This is a genomic window from Pseudomonas nitroreducens TX1 (assembly GCF_000313755.1).
GTDB classification, from domain to species: Bacteria; Pseudomonadota; Gammaproteobacteria; order Pseudomonadales; family Pseudomonadaceae; genus Pseudomonas; species Pseudomonas nitroreducens_A.
The window spans coordinates 135,526-150,476 of the sequence record NZ_AMZB01000123.1 but is presented as its reverse complement, the minus strand read 5'-3'; the positions used below and the strand labels follow the sequence as shown (position 1 = coordinate 150,476).

Here is a 14,951-nt window from a genome sequence, read left to right as displayed (position 1 = left end):
TCGCTACTCGGCGGGCCGCAACTCCGACATCACCACCATCACCTGCGCCTCGTCGGCGTCGCCGTCGTTGAGGTAGAGGTGGCCGACGCTGCTGTCGAAATAGGCCGTTTCGCGCAGGCCGATGCACACTGACTCGCCCGTCTCGAACTGAATGCGCACGCGGCCGGACACTACCATGGCGAACTCCTGGCCGGGGTGGCGGACGTAATCGTCGAACTCGCCCACCTCTCGGGCGAAGATGCGTGCGTACAGCGGCGTCATGCTGCGATGTGGGAAATCGCCAGCAATGGGGTAGTACTCGTAACCGCCAGTGTCGTAACCGGCGGTCTCATCGACACGGGTCTTCACGAAGGTCTTCAATCCCATCAGTCCGCCGACGGGCGGTAGCGGACGGAACAACTGAGCGATATCCACCTGCAGCGCGCGGGCGGCGGCGGCCAGCTTGTCGTAGCTCACCGCGACCTGTGCCAGTTCCATCTTCGACAAGGTGGACACCGCTACGCCAGACAGGTCGGAGAGCTGTTTCAGGGTCAGCTTCTGCTGCTTGCGAACCGCCCGCAGGCGCGCTCCGACTTCGTCTCGATCCAGCTGCTGGGGCTTGGGCAGTGCTTGGGCGGTTTCGCTCATGGGACTTCTCGTGAGGGGGCCGACGAAAGTTTACCGGGCCTTGCCTTTGTCGCAAAAATTCTCATATCTTAGATTTCTCACATACGAGAAAATCTGCAGAAGGCCCTTGCAGTGAGCCATTTCGATTTCGTCATCATCGGCGCCGGCATTGCCGGCGCCTCCCTCGCCTACCGCCTGAGCGAGACGCACAAGGTGCTGGTACTGGAGCGCGAGGAGCAGCCCGGCTACCACTCCACCGGGCGTTCGGCCGCCATGTTCATGGAGGCCTACGGCACGCCGCAGATCCAGGCGCTGACCCGTGCCAGCCGCGCCTTCTACGAGAATCCGCCGGCCGGCTTCAGCGACCACCCGATCCTCACCCCGCGCGGCTGCCTGTACGTCGGCGGCCCCGAGCACGTCGAGCTTCTCAAGCAGGCCGAAGCCACCCCCGGCGTCGAACGCATCAGCACCAAACAGGCGTTGGAACTCCTCCCGGCCCTTCGCGCCGACGCCATCATCGGTGCACTCTACGAGCCGGATGCCCGCGACCTCGACGTGCACGCCCTGCATCAGGGCTACCTGCGTGCGCTGCGCCAGCGCGGCGGCGAATTGCGCTGCAACCGCGAGCTGCTGTCCGCTGAGTTTACGGATAACGCGTGGACGCTCGAACTCAGGCAGGGCGAAACCGTCCAGGCCGCGCAACTGGTCAACGCCGCCGGCGCCTGGGCCGATCACGTGGCCGAGCGCTGCGGCATCCGCCCGGTCGGCCTGCAGCCCTGCCGCCGCACTGCCTTTACCTTCCCGGCGCCCGACGGCGTGGATATCAGCCAGTGGCCGGCGGTGATCGGCATCGACGAAAGCTTCTACTTCAAGCCCGATGCCGGCCAGTTGCTCGGCTCCCCCGCCAATGCCGATCCGGTGGAAGCGCAGGATGTGCAGCCCGAGGAGCTCGATATCGCCCTGGGCGTGTACCACATCGAAGAGCACACCACCCTGGCGATCCGCCGACCCAGGCATAGCTGGGCCGGGCTGCGTTCGTTCGTCGCCGATGGCGACCTGGTGATCGGCCAGGACGCGCAGAACCCGGCTTTCTTCTGGCTGGCCGCCCAGGGCGGATACGGCATCCAGTCCGCCGACGGCGTATCGCGTCTGGCCCAGTCGCTGCTGCTCGGCCAGCCGTTGCCCGAACCCCTGCGCCAGGAGGGCGTCGATCCCCAGCGCCTGATCCCGGCGCGCCTGCGTTGAACCTCCCGGAGACCCTAGAATGAGCGATATCCAGCGTTACCCAAGCCCCCTCCCCTTCCCCTTCTCCCGTGCCGTGAAGGCCGGCGGCTTCCTGTTCCTGTCCGGGCAGATCCCGATGACCGCGGACGGCCAGGTGGTAAAGGGCGATATACAGACCCAGACCGAAGCGGTGATGAGCCGCATCGCCGAGAGCCTGGAGGCCTGCGGCGCCAACTACTCCCAGGTGGTGAAGGCCACCGTATGGCTGTCGGACATGACGCACTTCGCCGGCTTCAACGAGGTGTACAAGCGCTACTTCGAACAGGGCCTGCCGGTGCGATCCTGCGTCGCTTCGGCGCTGGCACTGGGCGTGGACGTCGAGGTGGAAGTCCAGGCCTACGTCGGCCAGGCGTGACCCTTTTCGGCTCCGCCGCGGGCGGGGCCGCTCTCATAACAACAACAGAGTCTCGATCATGAAAACCAGTCTCAAGCTCGGCGGCGCATACATCGGTCTGGTGGTGGGCGTCGGCTTCGCCTCGGGCCAGGAGATCCTCCAGTTCTTCGGCGGCTTCGGCGTCATGGGCCTGGCCGGCGCAGCGGTGGCACTGGCGCTGTTCGCCTTCCTGCTGATGAATCTCTACCAGATCGGCAGCCGCCTGCAGACCCAGTCGCACAAGGAAGCCATGGAGTACATCTGTGGCAAGCCGCTGGGCCGCGTCGTCGACCTGATGCTGACCTTCTTCCTGTTCGGCACCATGGTGGTCATGTTCGCCGGCGCCAACTCCTCCTTCGAACAGCAGCTGGGCATCGGCCACTCGATCGGCGGCATCGTCCTCGGTGTGCTGACCATCATCACCGTGTGCCTGGGCCTGAAGCGGGTAATCACGCTGATGAGCCTGATTACCCCGGTGCTGATGATCATTGTGGCAATCATCGCCGTCTACGCGCTGACGCACATTCAAAAGCCACTGGCGGAACTGGAGCAGATCGCCCTGGCCGTGCCGCACCCGGCGCCCAACTGGCTGCTCGGCGCGCTGCTCTATGTCTCCTACAACGTCGCCGCCACTGCGGCCGCCGTGGTAGTGATGGGCGGCAGCGTGACCAACCTGCGCACGGCGGCACTGGGTGGAGTACTCGGCGGCATCGGCGTCGGTGTGCTGATCCTTGCGATGGCCCTGGTGATGCTGGTGCAGATCGACGTGATCGGCGGCAGCGCCATTCCCACCCTGCTGCTGAGCAACAACATCGCGCCCTGGTTCGGTGACGTGATGCTCGCCCTGCTGCTGGTGAAGCTGTACTGCACCACCAGCGGATTCGCCTACACCCTCGCTGCCCGGTGCGCCGCCTACGGCGTGCCCTTCCGCATGGCGACCGTGGTTGCGGTAGTACTCGCCTTCGTCGCCAGCCAGGTCGGTTTCGTCAAGCTGGTGGGCCTGGTCTACCCGGCCATGGGTTACCTGGGCTTCGTACTGATGGCGGCCATCGTCTTCGCCTGGTGGCGCAATCGCTCGGCGCCGCTGCGCGACCAGCAGAACGCCTGATCGAGGCCCGAACGAAAACGCCCGTCTCTTGCGAGACGGGCGTTTTGCTTTGCGGCTATCGCTCGGCTATCGCCGAAGCGAGGCTCAGCCTTCGATGGCCGGTTGCTGGCCGTTGATGGCGATGCGCTTGGGCTTGGCTTCTTCCGGAACGATGCGCACCAGGTCGACACTGAGCAGGCCGTTCTTCAGCGATGCGCCCTGGACCTCGATGTGGTCGGCGAGGCGGAACGACAGCTTGAAGGCGCGCTGGGCGATGCCCTGGTGCAGGTAGGTGACGCTCTCGGAAGCCTTTTCGCGCTTGCCGCCGTTGACGGTCAGCACGCCGCGCTCCACTTGCAGTTCCAGGTCTTCCTCCTGCAGGCCGGCGGCGGCGATGACGATGCGGTAGCTGTCGTCACCATGCTTTTCGACGTTGTAGGGCGGGTAGGAACTGCCGCTTTCACTGCGCAGGGCGGATTCGAACAGATCGTTGAAACGATCGAAGCCGACGGACTGGCGGAACAGCGGGGCGAGGGAAAGGACGTTGCTCATGGCGAATCTCCTGAATATTTCAGCAAGGTATGATCTGGAGCCTGAGATCAGAACTCCGGTGCGGGACCCGTCTTCGGCTTCCCGCAGGGACATAGATAGGGACGGCCAAATCCGTTTCAAGCCCGATTCCAAAAAAAGGATTTCCTCGTGAACAAGATCATGCTGATCACCGGCGCCAGCCGCGGCATTGGCGCTGCCACCGCATTACTGGCCGCCGAGCGCGGCTTCGCCGTTGCGATCAACTATCGCCGTGAGCGCGAAGCAGCCGAGGCGCTGGCCGCACAGATCACCGCGGCCGGCGGCAAGGCGCGCGCGTTTGCCGCCGATGTGGCGAATGAAGGCGACGTGCTGCGACTGTTCCGCGAAGTGGACGAGGCCTTCGGCCGCCTCGACGTGCTGGTAAACAATGCCGGCATCCTCGAACGCCAGATGCGTCTGGAAGACATGGACGTGGCGCGCCTGCAGCGGGTGTTCGCAGTGAACGTCACCGGCACCTTCCTCTGCTGCCGCGAGGCGGTGAAGCGCATGGCGCGCAAGCAGGGCGGCAATGGCGGAAGCATCGTCAACGTCTCGTCCATGGCTTCGCGCCTGGGCTCGCCCAACGAATACGTCGATTACGCCGCGGCCAAGGGCGCGGTAGACAGCCTGACCATCGGCCTGGCCAAGGAAGTGGCAACAGAAGGCATTCGCGTGAATGCCGTGCGGCCAGGGCTGATCAGAACCGATATCCACGCCAGCGGCGGCGAGCCGGGACGCGTGGAACGCCTGCAATCGGCGATCCCCCTGGGCCGGGGCGGTGAGGCAGAGGAAGTGGCGCGAGCGATCCTGTTCCTCGCCTCGGACGAGTCCAGTTATTCCACCGGCAGTTTCGTCGACGTCAGCGGCGGGCGCTGATTTGGCGGCGTGACGGAACACGATTTTGTAGGAGCGCGCTTGCTCGCGAACATAATCAACGCGCCAAAGAAGAGCCCCTCTCCCTAACCCTTTCCCTGAAGGGAGAGGGGACTGAGCGGCATCAAGCGAAACGCCGAGTTGACCGGCAACTCCGCAGAGCCCCTCTCCCGTCAGGGAGAGGGCGGTTCAGCGTTCCTCCAGCGAACTGGAATTATGCAGCGACGTCGATCTCGACCTGCAGCATCCGATCCAGAACCTCGCAATCGTTCTCGCGCCGCACCTGGGCGAACAGTTCCACGGCTTCGGGATAACTGCGAGTGAGCATCCCCAGCCACTGCTTCAGCCGCCCCGGCGCATAACGCGGCGCCAGCTTGCGCCGGGCCTGGCGCCAGAAATCGTCGAGCAGCACGCGCACTTCCGACCAGGGCATCGGCGCCACATCGCGGCCATCGCGCCAGGCGGCGATCTGCCGGGCAAGGTCCGGACGGGAAACCAGCCCGCGACCGAGCATGATGTCCGCCACACCGCTGATGGAGCGGCAACGGTGGTAATCCTCGAGGGTCCAGACTTCTCCGTTGGCGAACACCGGCACCTTCACTGCATCGGCCACTTTCGCCACCCACTCCCAATGCGCCGGCGGTTTGTAGCCGTCGGCCTTGGTCCGTGCATGCACCACGACATGGGCGGAACCGGCGTCGGCCAGGGCGCGGGCACAGTCGATGGCGCCGTCCGGGCTGTCGTAGCCCAGGCGCATCTTCGAGGTCACGGGAATATGTGCGGGCACCGCGCGACGTACGGCCTCGATGATGCTGAACATCAACTCGGGTTCCTTCAGCAGCACGGCACCGCCACGGGAGCGGTTCACCGTCTTGGCCGGGCAACCGAAGTTCAGGTCGATCACCGGAGCCCCCAACTCGCAGGCCTGCACCGCATTTTCCGCCAGCAGTTGCGGGTCCGAGCCGAGCAGTTGCACGCGCATCGGCACGCCGGCACGGGTGCGGCTGCCATGGGCCAGTTCCGGGGCGAGCGCGAGGAAGGACGACGGAGGCAGCAGCCGGTCATTGATGCGGATGAATTCGGTGACGCACCAGTCGATGCCGCCGACGCGGGTCAGCACATCGCGCAGGATGTCATCTACCAGCCCCTCCATCGGGGCCAGGGCGATCTGCACGGGGGAATCTCGGGCTATGGCGAAGGCCGCGGATTGTAGGCAATGCGCCGCGCCGGGAAAAGCGCGGCACGACGGATCACGCGCCAGCGGCCACGGTTTCCGGAGAGAACAGCGCGCGGCCGTAACCTTCGATGAACTCCACCGGCATACGCTTGGGCTTGCCGCTGGACAGCTCGATGCAGACGAAGGTGGTCTGCGCGCGCAGCAGGGTCAGCGCATCCGCCGGACGCACCAGTTGGAAGTGACGGGTCATCTTCAGGCGCTGGTCGGACTCGACGATCCAGGTCGCCAGCTGCAACTCATCACCCTCGTAGGCCGCAGCCAGGTAGTCCACCTCGTGGCGCACCACTGCCATCGCGCGATCCAGCCGGCGGTATTCGGCCAAGTCCAAGCCCAGGCTCTGGGAGTGGCGCCAGGCGCAGCGCTCCAGCCAGCTGACGTAGACGGCGTTGTTGGCGTGGCCGAGGCCGTCGATGTCCTCGGACTTGACTTCGATATCGATGACGAACGGGTCGGGCAAGTGCCAACTCATGACGCGTGCTCCAGGCTTGCGGCCAGCGCGATCGCTTCGGCGGCCAGTTGGGTGATCTGGTCCCAGGCGCGGGCACGAACCAGGCTGGGCGGTGCGATCCAGGTGCCGCCGACACAGGCGACGTTGGGCAGGCGCAGCACGTTGAGCAGGTTTTCCTGGGTGATGCCGCCAGTCGGGCAGAAGCGGATGCCGGCGAAGGGGGCCTTGAGGCTCTTGAGCATCTTGATTGCAGCGTTGCCGTCGGCCGGGAACAGCTTCAGCGAGCGATAACCGTATTCCAACGCCACCAGCACTTCGGAGGGCGTCATCACTCCCGGCAGGAACGGCATCTTCGCGTCTTCCGCCGCCGCCACCAGACGCGGCGTGCAGCCGGGGCTGACGGCGAATTGCGCACCGGCATCACGGGCCTCCTGGAACTGCTCGGTGTGGATCAGCGTACCCGCGCCGACGGTCATCTCCGGCAGTTCGCGGCGGATTTCGGCCACCGCATCGAGCGCCTGTGGCGTGCGAAGGGTCACTTCCAGCACGCGCACACCACCGTCAAACAGGGCGCGGGCCAGATCGCCGGCCAGCGCCACGTCATCGATCACCAACACCGGCATGACCGGGCGCGCCTGCTGCAGCACCCAATCCAGTGACAGATTCATGCATTCCCCCAATCGGCCACCCGCGTACGCAAGACCTCGCGCCCAGGCCGGGGCAGCCGGAAATGCCCGAAAGTCTACGCCAGCGCGCCGGGCCTGACGACCCGCACGACCAACATGCAACGAAAACGGCGGCCTTCCGGCCGCCGTCATCAGGCTGGTGAATGGTTCAGGAAGCGAGTGCCAAGGGAAGCGGCATCTCCACCGCTTCCAACAGTTCCAGAATCGCCTCGGTCACCGCAGCATCTGCCAGTACGCGATGATGCCCACCGCTTTTCAGGCGCAGCAGACGACTGCGCGGCCAAGCCTCATGGATGGCTGCGGCCTCGCCTACGCGCACGTACTTGTCGTCCTCGGCGTGTACTACCAGGCCAGGGAAATCCAGCTCATAACGCGCGACGTCCAGTTGCTTGGCGGCGATGCCGGTGCGCGCCTCCACCAGGCGAATGAAGCGCGAACGGGCCTGGGGCGGTAAGCCGACCATCCTCGCGAAACCGCGCAGCACACCGAGCACGTTGCTCGGCGCTCCAATGGTCACCAGCGTTTCGGCGCGCAGCCCCATCTGGGTCGCCAGCAGCGCGCTGGCGCCGCCCATGGAGTGGCCTATCACCGCGCGTAGCGGAGGCAGCTCGCTGGAGGCTTCCAGCAGCGCGCGGGCGAACAGCACAATGTCAGCTTCATGGCCGGGCGAACGGCCATGCCCCGGCCCGTCGAGGGCGATCACACCATATCCGGCACCCACCAGCCTCTCGATCAGCGTGGCGAACTGTGTAGGCCGTCCTTCCCAGCCATGCATCAGCAGCACGGCCGGGCCTTCTCCCCAGCGCAGCGCGGACAACCCGAAGCGCAGAGTGACGCGTTCGGAGCTGGCCAACAGCGGCAGCTCCCAGTCACGCGGGGCATATTCATTGGGCGTCACGAACAGCTGACGCATGCGCTGCGCCGCCCATTTCGGCGCGACGCGGCCCAGGGTGGCGTTGATTCCTCGTACCCAGCTCAGACTGTTCATTTGCCGTATCTCCTCAGATCACCGCTTTCTTCGCGGCACGCAGCACGCGATCGGACAGGTCGCCATTGCCCAGGGCACGGGCCAGCGCCAATCCACCAATCATCAAGGCCATGTCGCTGAGCACGGTGTCGATTTCCTCGGGGCGGCCGGCCAGCGCCGCGACCATCAGTTCCACGTGCTCTTCCAGGGTCTGACGGAACTCCTCCGGCAGGTTGGCCAGCTCGTTCAGCGAACTGGGGATGGGGCAGCCCTCCTCCTCGGTATCGCGGTGCTTGCGCGACAGGTAGAACTGCGCCGTCAGTGCCCGTCGCTCGGCAAAGCTCAACCGGGGATCGAAGCGCCTGAGTCCTTCGCGACGCTTGGCGAGCAGTTGCCGGAACGCCTCCAGCATCAGCGCGTCCTTGCTCTCGAAGTGCGAGTAGAAGCCCCCCACTGTCAGCCCGGCCGCCGACATCACCTCGCCCACGCTGGGGCTGACCGGACCGTGCTGCAACAGTGCGCTGGTGGCGGCAGACAGGATGCGTTCGCGGGTCTGGGCTTTCTTGTCGCTCATGGCTGACTCCTGGCTCGGAAAATATTATGAGTAGAATATTATTCTCATAATAAAAATCAGCAAGCGGAAACTGCAACCATTGGTCGGAGGAAATTTTCTCGGAAGGGAAAAAACAAAAGGGCCACTGAAATTCTCAGTGGCCCTATAGGCATCGCAGAGCGATAAAAATGGCGTCCCCTAGGGGACTCGAACCCCTGTTACCGCCGTGAAAGGGCGGTGTCCTAGGCCACTAGACGAAGGGGACATATCCTTCGAAGAAACCCACCAGGCGGTGGATTCTGGCTTCATCCCATGCGGGAATTTGGTGGAGCTAGACGGGATCGAACCGTCGACCTCTTGCATGCCATGCAAGCGCTCTCCCAGCTGAGCTATAGCCCCAGATGACTCTGGCTGACGACGCGAACGCATCGTCGCTGGATAAGTGGCGTCCCCTAGGGGACTCGAACCCCTGTTACCGCCGTGAAAGGGCGGTGTCCTAGGCCACTAGACGAAGGGGACGCAAAACCTTCGATTTCGGCTCCGTTCGGACAAACGAAGCTTACTGGTAATTTGGTGGAGCTAGACGGGATCGAACCGTCGACCTCTTGCATGCCATGCAAGCGCTCTCCCAGCTGAGCTATAGCCCCAAAGTACCGCTGGATCTACCGTTCCGCTTCGCCCTGTCAGTTCAGTTCGTCGCTGGAACGGGGCGCATCTTAGGGGTGAGCCGAACCCCTGTCAACAACATTTTTTCAGATTTCTTATTTTTTTCTCCCAAAGAACAATCACTTATGTGACCGCCTCGGTTTCCCCCCGGCGAAATCCGCGGCTCGCCCGCCCTCCTCCGGCGATGGCGCGAGCACAGTCGCCAGTATGAAAAAAGCCGGACGCTTCGCAGCGCCCGGCCTTTTTCAGTGTAGGAAAGAACTCACGAGCCGATGGCGTCGCGAATCTTTTCCCACTCCTTGGCTTCTTTCTTCGATGCACCGCCCAGCAGTTCCAGGGCCTGGCGCAGGCGATAGCGCGACAGATCGGCGCCGAGGATTTCCATGGCGTCGAGCACCGACACCGAGCTGGCCTGGCCGGTGATAGCCGGGAACATCAGCGGCATCACGTCACGCAGCTTGAGGCCCAGGTGTTCGGCTACGGCCTGGATGGTCGCGGTGATGCGATCCTTTTCCCACTGGCGCAGTGCTTCAAGCTTCCACAGCACCAGTTGCAGGACCTGGCGCACCTGGGTGGCGTCGAGCTTCTTGTGCTCGAACAACTTGGCGTCCAGTTGCACGCCGCCGCTGAAGAAGAAGCCGGCCAGCGGAGCGATCTGGCTGAAGTTCTCCACGCGGCCTTGCACGTGCGGGGCGATCTTCATCAGGTACTCGGGGTTGAGCGCCCACTTCTGCACTTCCTTGGCGAAATCCTCGACGGACAGTTCGCGAATCCACTGGCCGTTCAGCCAGGAGAGCTTCTCGATGTCGAAGATCGGGCCACCCAGCGAGACGCGGGACAGGTCGAAATGCTCGATCATCTCCGCCAGGCTGAACTTCTCGCGCTCGTCAGGCATGGACCAGCCCATGCGCCCGAGGTAGTTCAGCAGCGCCTGGGGCAGCAGGCCCATGCGCTCGTAGAAGGTGATCGAAGTGGGGTTCTTGCGCTTGGACAGCTTGCTCTTGTCCGGGTTGCGCAGCAGCGGCATGTAGCAGAGCACCGGCTGTTCCCAACCGAAATACTCGTACAGCTTGATCAGCTTGGGCGCCGAGGGCAGCCACTCTTCGCCGCGCAGGACGTGAGTGATGCCCATCAGGTGGTCGTCCACCACGTTGGCAAGGAAGTAGGTGGGCAGGCCGTCGGCCTTCATCAGCACCTGCATGTCCATGCGGTCCCACGGGATTTCCACGTCGCCACGGAGCATGTCCGGCACCACGCAGACGCCTTCGGTCGGCACCTTCATGCGCACCACGTGGGATTCGCCGGCGGCGATGCGCTTGGCCGACTCCTCTTTCGGGATGTGCATGCAGTGGCCGTCATAGCGCGGGGTTTCCTTGCGCGCCTGCTGCTCGGCGCGCAGCGCGTCGAGGCGCTCGGCGGAGCAGAAGCAGGGAAAGGCATGGCCTTTCTCGACCAACTCGTCGCTGTACTGCTTATAGATGGCGCCGCGCTCGCTCTGCCGGTACGGACCGTGCGGCCCGCCAACGTCCGGGCCCTCGTCCCACTCGATACCCAGCCAGCGCAGCGCGTCGAAGATCTGCTGTTCCGATTCGCGGGTCGAGCGCACCTGGTCGGTGTCCTCGATGCGCAGAATGAACTGACCGCCGTGCTGGCGGGCGAAGCAGAGGTTGAACAACGCGATATACGCGGTGCCGACGTGCGGGTCGCCGGTGGGAGACGGCGCGATACGGGTGCGGACTGTGGTCATGAAGGCTCTCGTGTGCAGCAATTCTTCGTGTGAAGCGGACAGCGCGCGACGGCGCGCGCGCTCATGGGTGCGATGGTATCAGGCGGGCCGCCTTCGGCTCCAGCCAGCGACCGGGATCGATGGGCAGGTTATGGATGAGGAAGTCGAGGAAGGCCTTCACTTTCATCGCCTGGAAGCGCCGCGATGGATAGACGGCGTAGAGCTCGCCCACCGGCAGCTGGATCTGCGGCAACACGCGCACCAGGCGGCCGCTGGCCAGTTGTTCGTCGACGATCAGCTCCGGCAGCGAGGCAATGCCCACCCCGGCCAGCACGGCTTCGCGGGCGAAGGTGATGTTGTTGCACGACAGCACCCGGTGGCACGGCACGGTTTCCCCGCGCAGCGGCCAGTAGCGCTGGGAATCGGCCTGCAGCAGCACGGCGCGGTGGCCCGCCAGTTCCTCGACGGTCTGCGGGCGGCCATGCAGCTCCAGGTAGTCCGGGCTGGCGCACAGGCAGCGGTTGGTGGTCAGCATGCGCCGGGCGATCAGCGTGGAATCCTCGGGTTGGCCGACCATGATGACGATGTCCACGCCCTCCTCCAGCGGATCGACGTTGCGCGAGGTCAGCTCGACCTCGGCGGTGATCTGCGGATAGAGGTTCATGAAATCGCCCACCACCTTGGCCAGGTACATCTGGCCGAACTCGATGGGCGCGCTGATGCGCAACAATCCCGACGGCGCCTGCTGCAGCTGCATCACCGCCTGCTCCGCCTCGGCGAAGTCGTGCATGATCTGCCGGCAGCGGTCGTAGTAGGCCTGCCCCACCTCGGTCAGGCGCAGCTTGCGCGTGGTGCGGTTGATCAGGCGCACGCCCAGACGCTCCTCAAGCAGGGCGATACGCCGGCTCACCGTGGACTTCTGCATCCCCAGGCTCTGGGCGGCCTGGGTGAAACTGTGCAGCTCCACGACGCGGGTGAAGATCAGCGCATCATCCAGCCCCATGATTGTTCCCTATAAGCAACAAAGTTTCCGAAGTGTAGCGGCTACGTGCCGCCACGGAACACTGTTACATTGGCAAACATTTTTTGGCCAACCAAACGCTCGTTTACCTATGCCCGCACAATTGAAACGCCGCCTGTCCGTGTTCTTCGTCCTTCTTGCCGTGGTCGCCCTCGCCTTCCTGGCGCGCTGGTACTTCATCGGCCGCTTCGTCGAGAGCACCGACAACGCCTACGTGCAGGGTGAGATCACCCGCATCGCCAGCCAACTCGGCGCCCGCGTCGACGAAGTGCTGGTGCAGGACAACCAGCACGTCGAGAAAGGCCAGTTGCTGGTGAAACTCGAAGCCGCCGACTTCCAGCTTGCCCTGGACCGCGCCAAGGCCACCCTGGCCACCCGCGAGGCGGAACTGGAGCAGGCGCGCAGCAAGCTCAAGGGCCAGACCAGCATGATTGCCGCCAGCGCAGCCGATGTGAATGCAAGCCAGGCCACCCTCGGCCGCACCGAAGTCGACCTCGGCCGCGCCCAGGCCCTGCGCAAGCCCGGCTACGTGTCGGAGGAGCGCGTGACCACCCTGGCCGCCGACTCCAACGTCGCCCGCTCGCAGGTAGCCAAGGCCCAGGCTGACCTGCAGGCCCAGCGGGTGCAGCGCGAAACCCTTGCCACCGATGTGCAGCGCCTGCAGGCGCAGATCGAAAGCGCCCGCGCCGACATCGCCCAGGCCGAGATCAACCTCGCTCGTACGGAAATCCACGCACCGGTCAGCGGCCTGGTCGGCCAGCGCGGCGCCCGCGTCGGCCAGTACGTGCAGGTGGGCAGCCAACTGCTGTCGCTGGTGCCGGACGACGGCATCTGGGTCCAGGCCAACTTCAAGGAAACCCAGATCGGCCAGATGCGCCCGGGGCAGAAGGCGCGCCTGGTATTCGACTCCTTCCCCGACACCCCCATCGACGGCGAAGTGCAGAGCCTGTTCGCCGCCTCCGGTGCGCAGTTCAGCCTGCTGCCGCCGGACAACGCCACCGGCAATTTCACCAAGGTGGTGCAGCGCATTCCGGTCAAGATCACCTTCGCCGATGACAACCCGCTCAAGGGCCTGATCCGCCCCGGCATGTCCGTCGAGGCAGAGGTCGAGCTGGGTGGCCGGTGACCAACTGATCCGGCCGGTCGGCGAACCGACCCGCCGCGACTGGATCGCCGTGTTCAGCGCCATGCTCGGTGCGTTCATGGCGGTGCTCGATATCCAGATCACCAACTCTTCGCTCAAGGACATCCAGGGCGCGCTGGCCGCCACCCTGGAAGAAGGCTCGTGGATCTCCACCTCCTACCTGGTGGCCGAGATCATCATGATCCCGCTCACGGCCTGGCTGGTGCAGCTGCTCTCCGCGCGCCGCCTGGCCTGGATGATCTCCGTCGGCTTCCTGTTCTCCTCGCTGCTCTGCTCGTTCGCCTGGAACCTGGAGAGCATGATCGTGTTCCGCGCCATGCAGGGCTTCACCGGCGGCGCGCTGATTCCCCTCGCCTTCACCCTGGCGCTGATCAAGCTGCCGGAACACCACCGTCCCAAAGGCATGGCGCTGTTCGCCATCACCGCCACCTTCGCGCCCTCCATCGGCCCGACCCTGGGCGGCTGGCTGACGGAGAACTTCGGCTGGGAATACATCTTCTACATCAACATTCCGCCGGGGCTGCTGATGATCGCCGGCCTGCTGTATGGCCTGGAGAAGAAACCGGCGCACTGGGAACTGCTGAAAAGCACCGACTACGCCGGCATCGTCACCATGGCCATCGGCCTGGGCTGCCTGCAGGTGTTCCTGGAGGAAGGCCATCGCAAGGACTGGCTGGAATCGAACCTGATCGTCAGCCTGGGCAGCATCGCCCTGGTCAGCCTGATCCTCTTCGTGATCCTGCAGACCTCGCGGCCGAATCCGCTGATCAACCTGGGCATTCTGCGCAACCGCAACTTCGGCCTCTCGAGCATTTCCAGCATCGGCCTGGGCATGGGGCTGTACGGTTCGATCTACGTGCTGCCGCTGTATCTGGCGCAGATCCAGGGCTACAACGCCATGCAGATCGGCGAGGTGATCATGTGGATGGGCGTACCGCAACTGTTCCTCATTCCGCTGATTCCCAAGCTGATGAAGATCATCGAGCCGCGCCTGCTCTGCGCCCTGGGCTTTGGCCTGTTCGGCATGGCGAGCTTCTTCTCCGGCGTGCTCAACCCGGACTTCGCCGGCCCGCAGTTCAACCAGATCCAGCTGCTGCGCGCCCTCGGCCAGCCGATGGTGATGGTCACCATCTCGCTGATCGCCACCGTCTACCTGCAGCCGCAGGACGCGGGATCGGCCTCCAGCCTGTTCAACATCCTGCGCAATCTAGGCGGCGCGATCGGCATCGCGCTCCTGGCAACCCTGCTGGATAGCCGCGCCAAGGTCTATTACGACTACCTGCGCGAAGCGGTGGTGCCAGTCAATGGTGCAGTGGACGAGCGCCTGGCGCAGCTGACCTCGCAACTGGGCACGCAGCAGGCGGCGCTGGGCAAGATCAGCGAGATCGTCCATCAGCAGGCGGCGATCATGGCTTACAACGACGCCTTCCATGCCATCGGCATCGTGCTGGCGGTGAGCATGGTGGCGGTGCTGCTGACGCGCCCGCTGCCGGCAGGCATGGGCGCAGGCGCGGGAGCCGGGGCGCACTGAGAGCAGGAGACTCACTTGCGAGCGAAGTCTTCTGCCACGCCACCACAAAGCCCCTCTCCCCCGCCCTCTCCCTGAAGGGAGAGGGAGTTGCCCATGCCGGCTGATGCCGTGGTATCAATCTGCGCCAAACGGTCCCCTCTCCCTTCAGGGAGAGGGTTAGGGAGAGGGCACTCCTCAGC

The 14,951-nt window shown here is 64.7% G+C and carries 15 protein-coding genes and 4 tRNA genes; 6 read left to right on the top strand and 13 right to left on the bottom strand.

Annotated features, from left to right (window positions below; translation table 11 throughout):
• Positions 1 to 3: 3 nt before the first annotated feature.
• Positions 4 to 627 (bottom strand): helix-turn-helix domain-containing protein, encoded by a 624-nt coding sequence (locus tag C167_RS0121495; RefSeq protein ID WP_017520366.1) that lies wholly within the window; start codon positions 625 to 627, stop codon positions 4 to 6.
• A 111-nt stretch (positions 628 to 738) separates the two neighbouring features.
• Between C167_RS0121495 and C167_RS0121490 the strand changes: the two genes are divergently transcribed.
• Genes C167_RS0121490 through C167_RS0121480 form a run of 3 tightly spaced genes read left to right on the top strand, consistent with a single transcriptional unit; the run spans position 739 to position 3,371 of the window.
• Positions 739 to 1,851 carry an NAD(P)/FAD-dependent oxidoreductase gene (locus C167_RS0121490; RefSeq protein ID WP_017520365.1) on the top strand — a complete coding sequence of 371 codons (1,113 nt, stop codon included), beginning with the start codon at positions 739 to 741 and terminating at the stop codon, positions 1,849 to 1,851.
• Between the two features lie 19 nt (positions 1,852 to 1,870).
• Positions 1,871 to 2,245 carry a RidA family protein gene (locus C167_RS0121485; protein WP_017520364.1) on the top strand — a complete coding sequence of 125 codons (375 nt, stop codon included), beginning with the start codon at positions 1,871 to 1,873 and terminating at the stop codon, positions 2,243 to 2,245.
• A gap of 58 nt (positions 2,246 to 2,303) precedes the next feature.
• The gene (locus C167_RS0121480; protein ID WP_017520363.1) at positions 2,304 to 3,371 is read left to right on the top strand and encodes a hypothetical protein; all 1,068 of its coding nucleotides are present in this window, start codon (positions 2,304 to 2,306) and stop codon (positions 3,369 to 3,371) included.
• A gap of 84 nt (positions 3,372 to 3,455) precedes the next feature.
• Here the strand turns inward: C167_RS0121480 and C167_RS0121475 are convergent, their stop codons facing one another.
• Positions 3,456 to 3,902, bottom strand: coding sequence for an Hsp20 family protein (locus C167_RS0121475; RefSeq protein WP_017520362.1), 447 nt, complete (start codon positions 3,900 to 3,902; stop codon positions 3,456 to 3,458).
• Positions 3,903 to 4,049: 147 nt separating this feature from the next.
• Here C167_RS0121475 and C167_RS0121470 point away from each other — a divergent pair, with 147 nt between their 5' ends.
• Positions 4,050 to 4,796: an SDR family oxidoreductase gene (locus C167_RS0121470; RefSeq protein WP_017520361.1), complete on the top strand. Its 747-nt coding sequence runs from the start codon at positions 4,050 to 4,052 to the stop codon at positions 4,794 to 4,796.
• 211 nt (positions 4,797 to 5,007) lie between these two features.
• On the opposite strand, the gene C167_RS0121465 is transcribed toward C167_RS0121470, so the two are convergent.
• From C167_RS0121465 to C167_RS0121415, 11 genes are all read right to left on the bottom strand, one after another.
• A complete protein-coding gene (locus tag C167_RS0121465; RefSeq protein ID WP_017520360.1) occupies positions 5,008 to 5,967 on the bottom strand; it encodes a tRNA dihydrouridine synthase in 960 nt (319 codons plus the stop codon).
• 76 nt (positions 5,968 to 6,043) lie between these two features.
• Positions 6,044 to 6,499 carry an acyl-CoA thioesterase gene (locus C167_RS0121460; protein ID WP_017520359.1) on the bottom strand — a complete coding sequence of 152 codons (456 nt, stop codon included), beginning with the start codon at positions 6,497 to 6,499 and terminating at the stop codon, positions 6,044 to 6,046.
• Entirely contained in the window at positions 6,496 to 7,146 is a 651-nt protein-coding gene (locus C167_RS0121455) for a bifunctional 4-hydroxy-2-oxoglutarate aldolase/2-dehydro-3-deoxy-phosphogluconate aldolase (RefSeq protein WP_017520358.1), read from the bottom strand. The genes C167_RS0121460 and C167_RS0121455 overlap by 4 nt, the downstream gene beginning before the upstream one ends.
• A gap of 166 nt (positions 7,147 to 7,312) precedes the next feature.
• The gene (locus C167_RS0121450) at positions 7,313 to 8,152 is read right to left on the bottom strand and encodes an alpha/beta fold hydrolase (protein WP_017520357.1); all 840 of its coding nucleotides are present in this window, start codon (positions 8,150 to 8,152) and stop codon (positions 7,313 to 7,315) included.
• 13 nt (positions 8,153 to 8,165) lie between these two features.
• Positions 8,166 to 8,705, bottom strand: a complete 540-nt coding sequence (locus C167_RS0121445) for a TetR/AcrR family transcriptional regulator (protein ID WP_017520356.1) — start codon at positions 8,703 to 8,705, stop codon at positions 8,166 to 8,168.
• A gap of 168 nt (positions 8,706 to 8,873) precedes the next feature.
• Positions 8,874 to 8,949 (bottom strand) — tRNA-Glu (locus C167_RS0121440).
• A 58-nt stretch (positions 8,950 to 9,007) separates the two neighbouring features.
• Positions 9,008 to 9,083, bottom strand: a tRNA-Ala gene (locus tag C167_RS0121435).
• Positions 9,084 to 9,127: 44 nt separating this feature from the next.
• Positions 9,128 to 9,203 (bottom strand) — tRNA-Glu (locus tag C167_RS0121430).
• 52 nt (positions 9,204 to 9,255) lie between these two features.
• A tRNA-Ala gene (locus tag C167_RS0121425) sits at positions 9,256 to 9,331 on the bottom strand.
• A gap of 281 nt (positions 9,332 to 9,612) precedes the next feature.
• Positions 9,613 to 11,097 carry a glutamate--tRNA ligase gene (gltX, locus tag C167_RS0121420; protein ID WP_017520355.1) on the bottom strand — a complete coding sequence of 495 codons (1,485 nt, stop codon included), beginning with the start codon at positions 11,095 to 11,097 and terminating at the stop codon, positions 9,613 to 9,615.
• 61 nt (positions 11,098 to 11,158) lie between these two features.
• Positions 11,159 to 12,079: a LysR family transcriptional regulator gene (locus tag C167_RS0121415; RefSeq protein WP_017520354.1), complete on the bottom strand. Its 921-nt coding sequence runs from the start codon at positions 12,077 to 12,079 to the stop codon at positions 11,159 to 11,161.
• Between the two features lie 109 nt (positions 12,080 to 12,188).
• Between C167_RS0121415 and C167_RS0121410 the strand changes: the two genes are divergently transcribed.
• Both C167_RS0121410 and C167_RS0121405 read left to right on the top strand, forming a co-directional pair.
• Entirely contained in the window at positions 12,189 to 13,223 is a 1,035-nt protein-coding gene (locus tag C167_RS0121410) for an HlyD family secretion protein (RefSeq protein ID WP_017520353.1), read from the top strand.
• Between the two features lie 49 nt (positions 13,224 to 13,272).
• On the top strand, positions 13,273 to 14,772 hold the full coding sequence (locus tag C167_RS0121405; RefSeq protein WP_085988858.1) for an MDR family MFS transporter: 1,500 nt from the start codon (positions 13,273 to 13,275) through the stop codon (positions 14,770 to 14,772).
• Positions 14,773 to 14,951 lie beyond the last annotated feature (179 nt).

Coding starts and splice junctions, on each gene's coding strand:
- C167_RS0121475 (WP_017520362.1), bottom strand. CDS start 3,902: ATGAGCAACGTCCTTTCCCTCGCCCCGCTGTTCCGCCAGTCCGTCGGC.
- C167_RS0121415 (WP_017520354.1), bottom strand. CDS start 12,079: ATGGGGCTGGATGATGCGCTGATCTTCACCCGCGTCGTGGAGCTGCAC.
- C167_RS0121450 (WP_017520357.1), bottom strand. CDS start 8,152: ATGAACAGTCTGAGCTGGGTACGAGGAATCAACGCCACCCTGGGCCGC.
- C167_RS0121445 (WP_017520356.1), bottom strand. CDS start 8,705: ATGAGCGACAAGAAAGCCCAGACCCGCGAACGCATCCTGTCTGCCGCC.
- C167_RS0121480 (WP_017520363.1), top strand. CDS start 2,304: ATGAAAACCAGTCTCAAGCTCGGCGGCGCATACATCGGTCTGGTGGTG.
- C167_RS0121455 (WP_017520358.1), bottom strand. CDS start 7,146: ATGAATCTGTCACTGGATTGGGTGCTGCAGCAGGCGCGCCCGGTCATG.
- C167_RS0121410 (WP_017520353.1), top strand. CDS start 12,189: ATGCCCGCACAATTGAAACGCCGCCTGTCCGTGTTCTTCGTCCTTCTT.
- C167_RS0121495 (WP_017520366.1), bottom strand. CDS start 627: ATGAGCGAAACCGCCCAAGCACTGCCCAAGCCCCAGCAGCTGGATCGA.
- C167_RS0121460 (WP_017520359.1), bottom strand. CDS start 6,499: ATGAGTTGGCACTTGCCCGACCCGTTCGTCATCGATATCGAAGTCAAG.
- gltX (WP_017520355.1), bottom strand. CDS start 11,097: ATGACCACAGTCCGCACCCGTATCGCGCCGTCTCCCACCGGCGACCCG.
- C167_RS0121485 (WP_017520364.1), top strand. CDS start 1,871: ATGAGCGATATCCAGCGTTACCCAAGCCCCCTCCCCTTCCCCTTCTCC.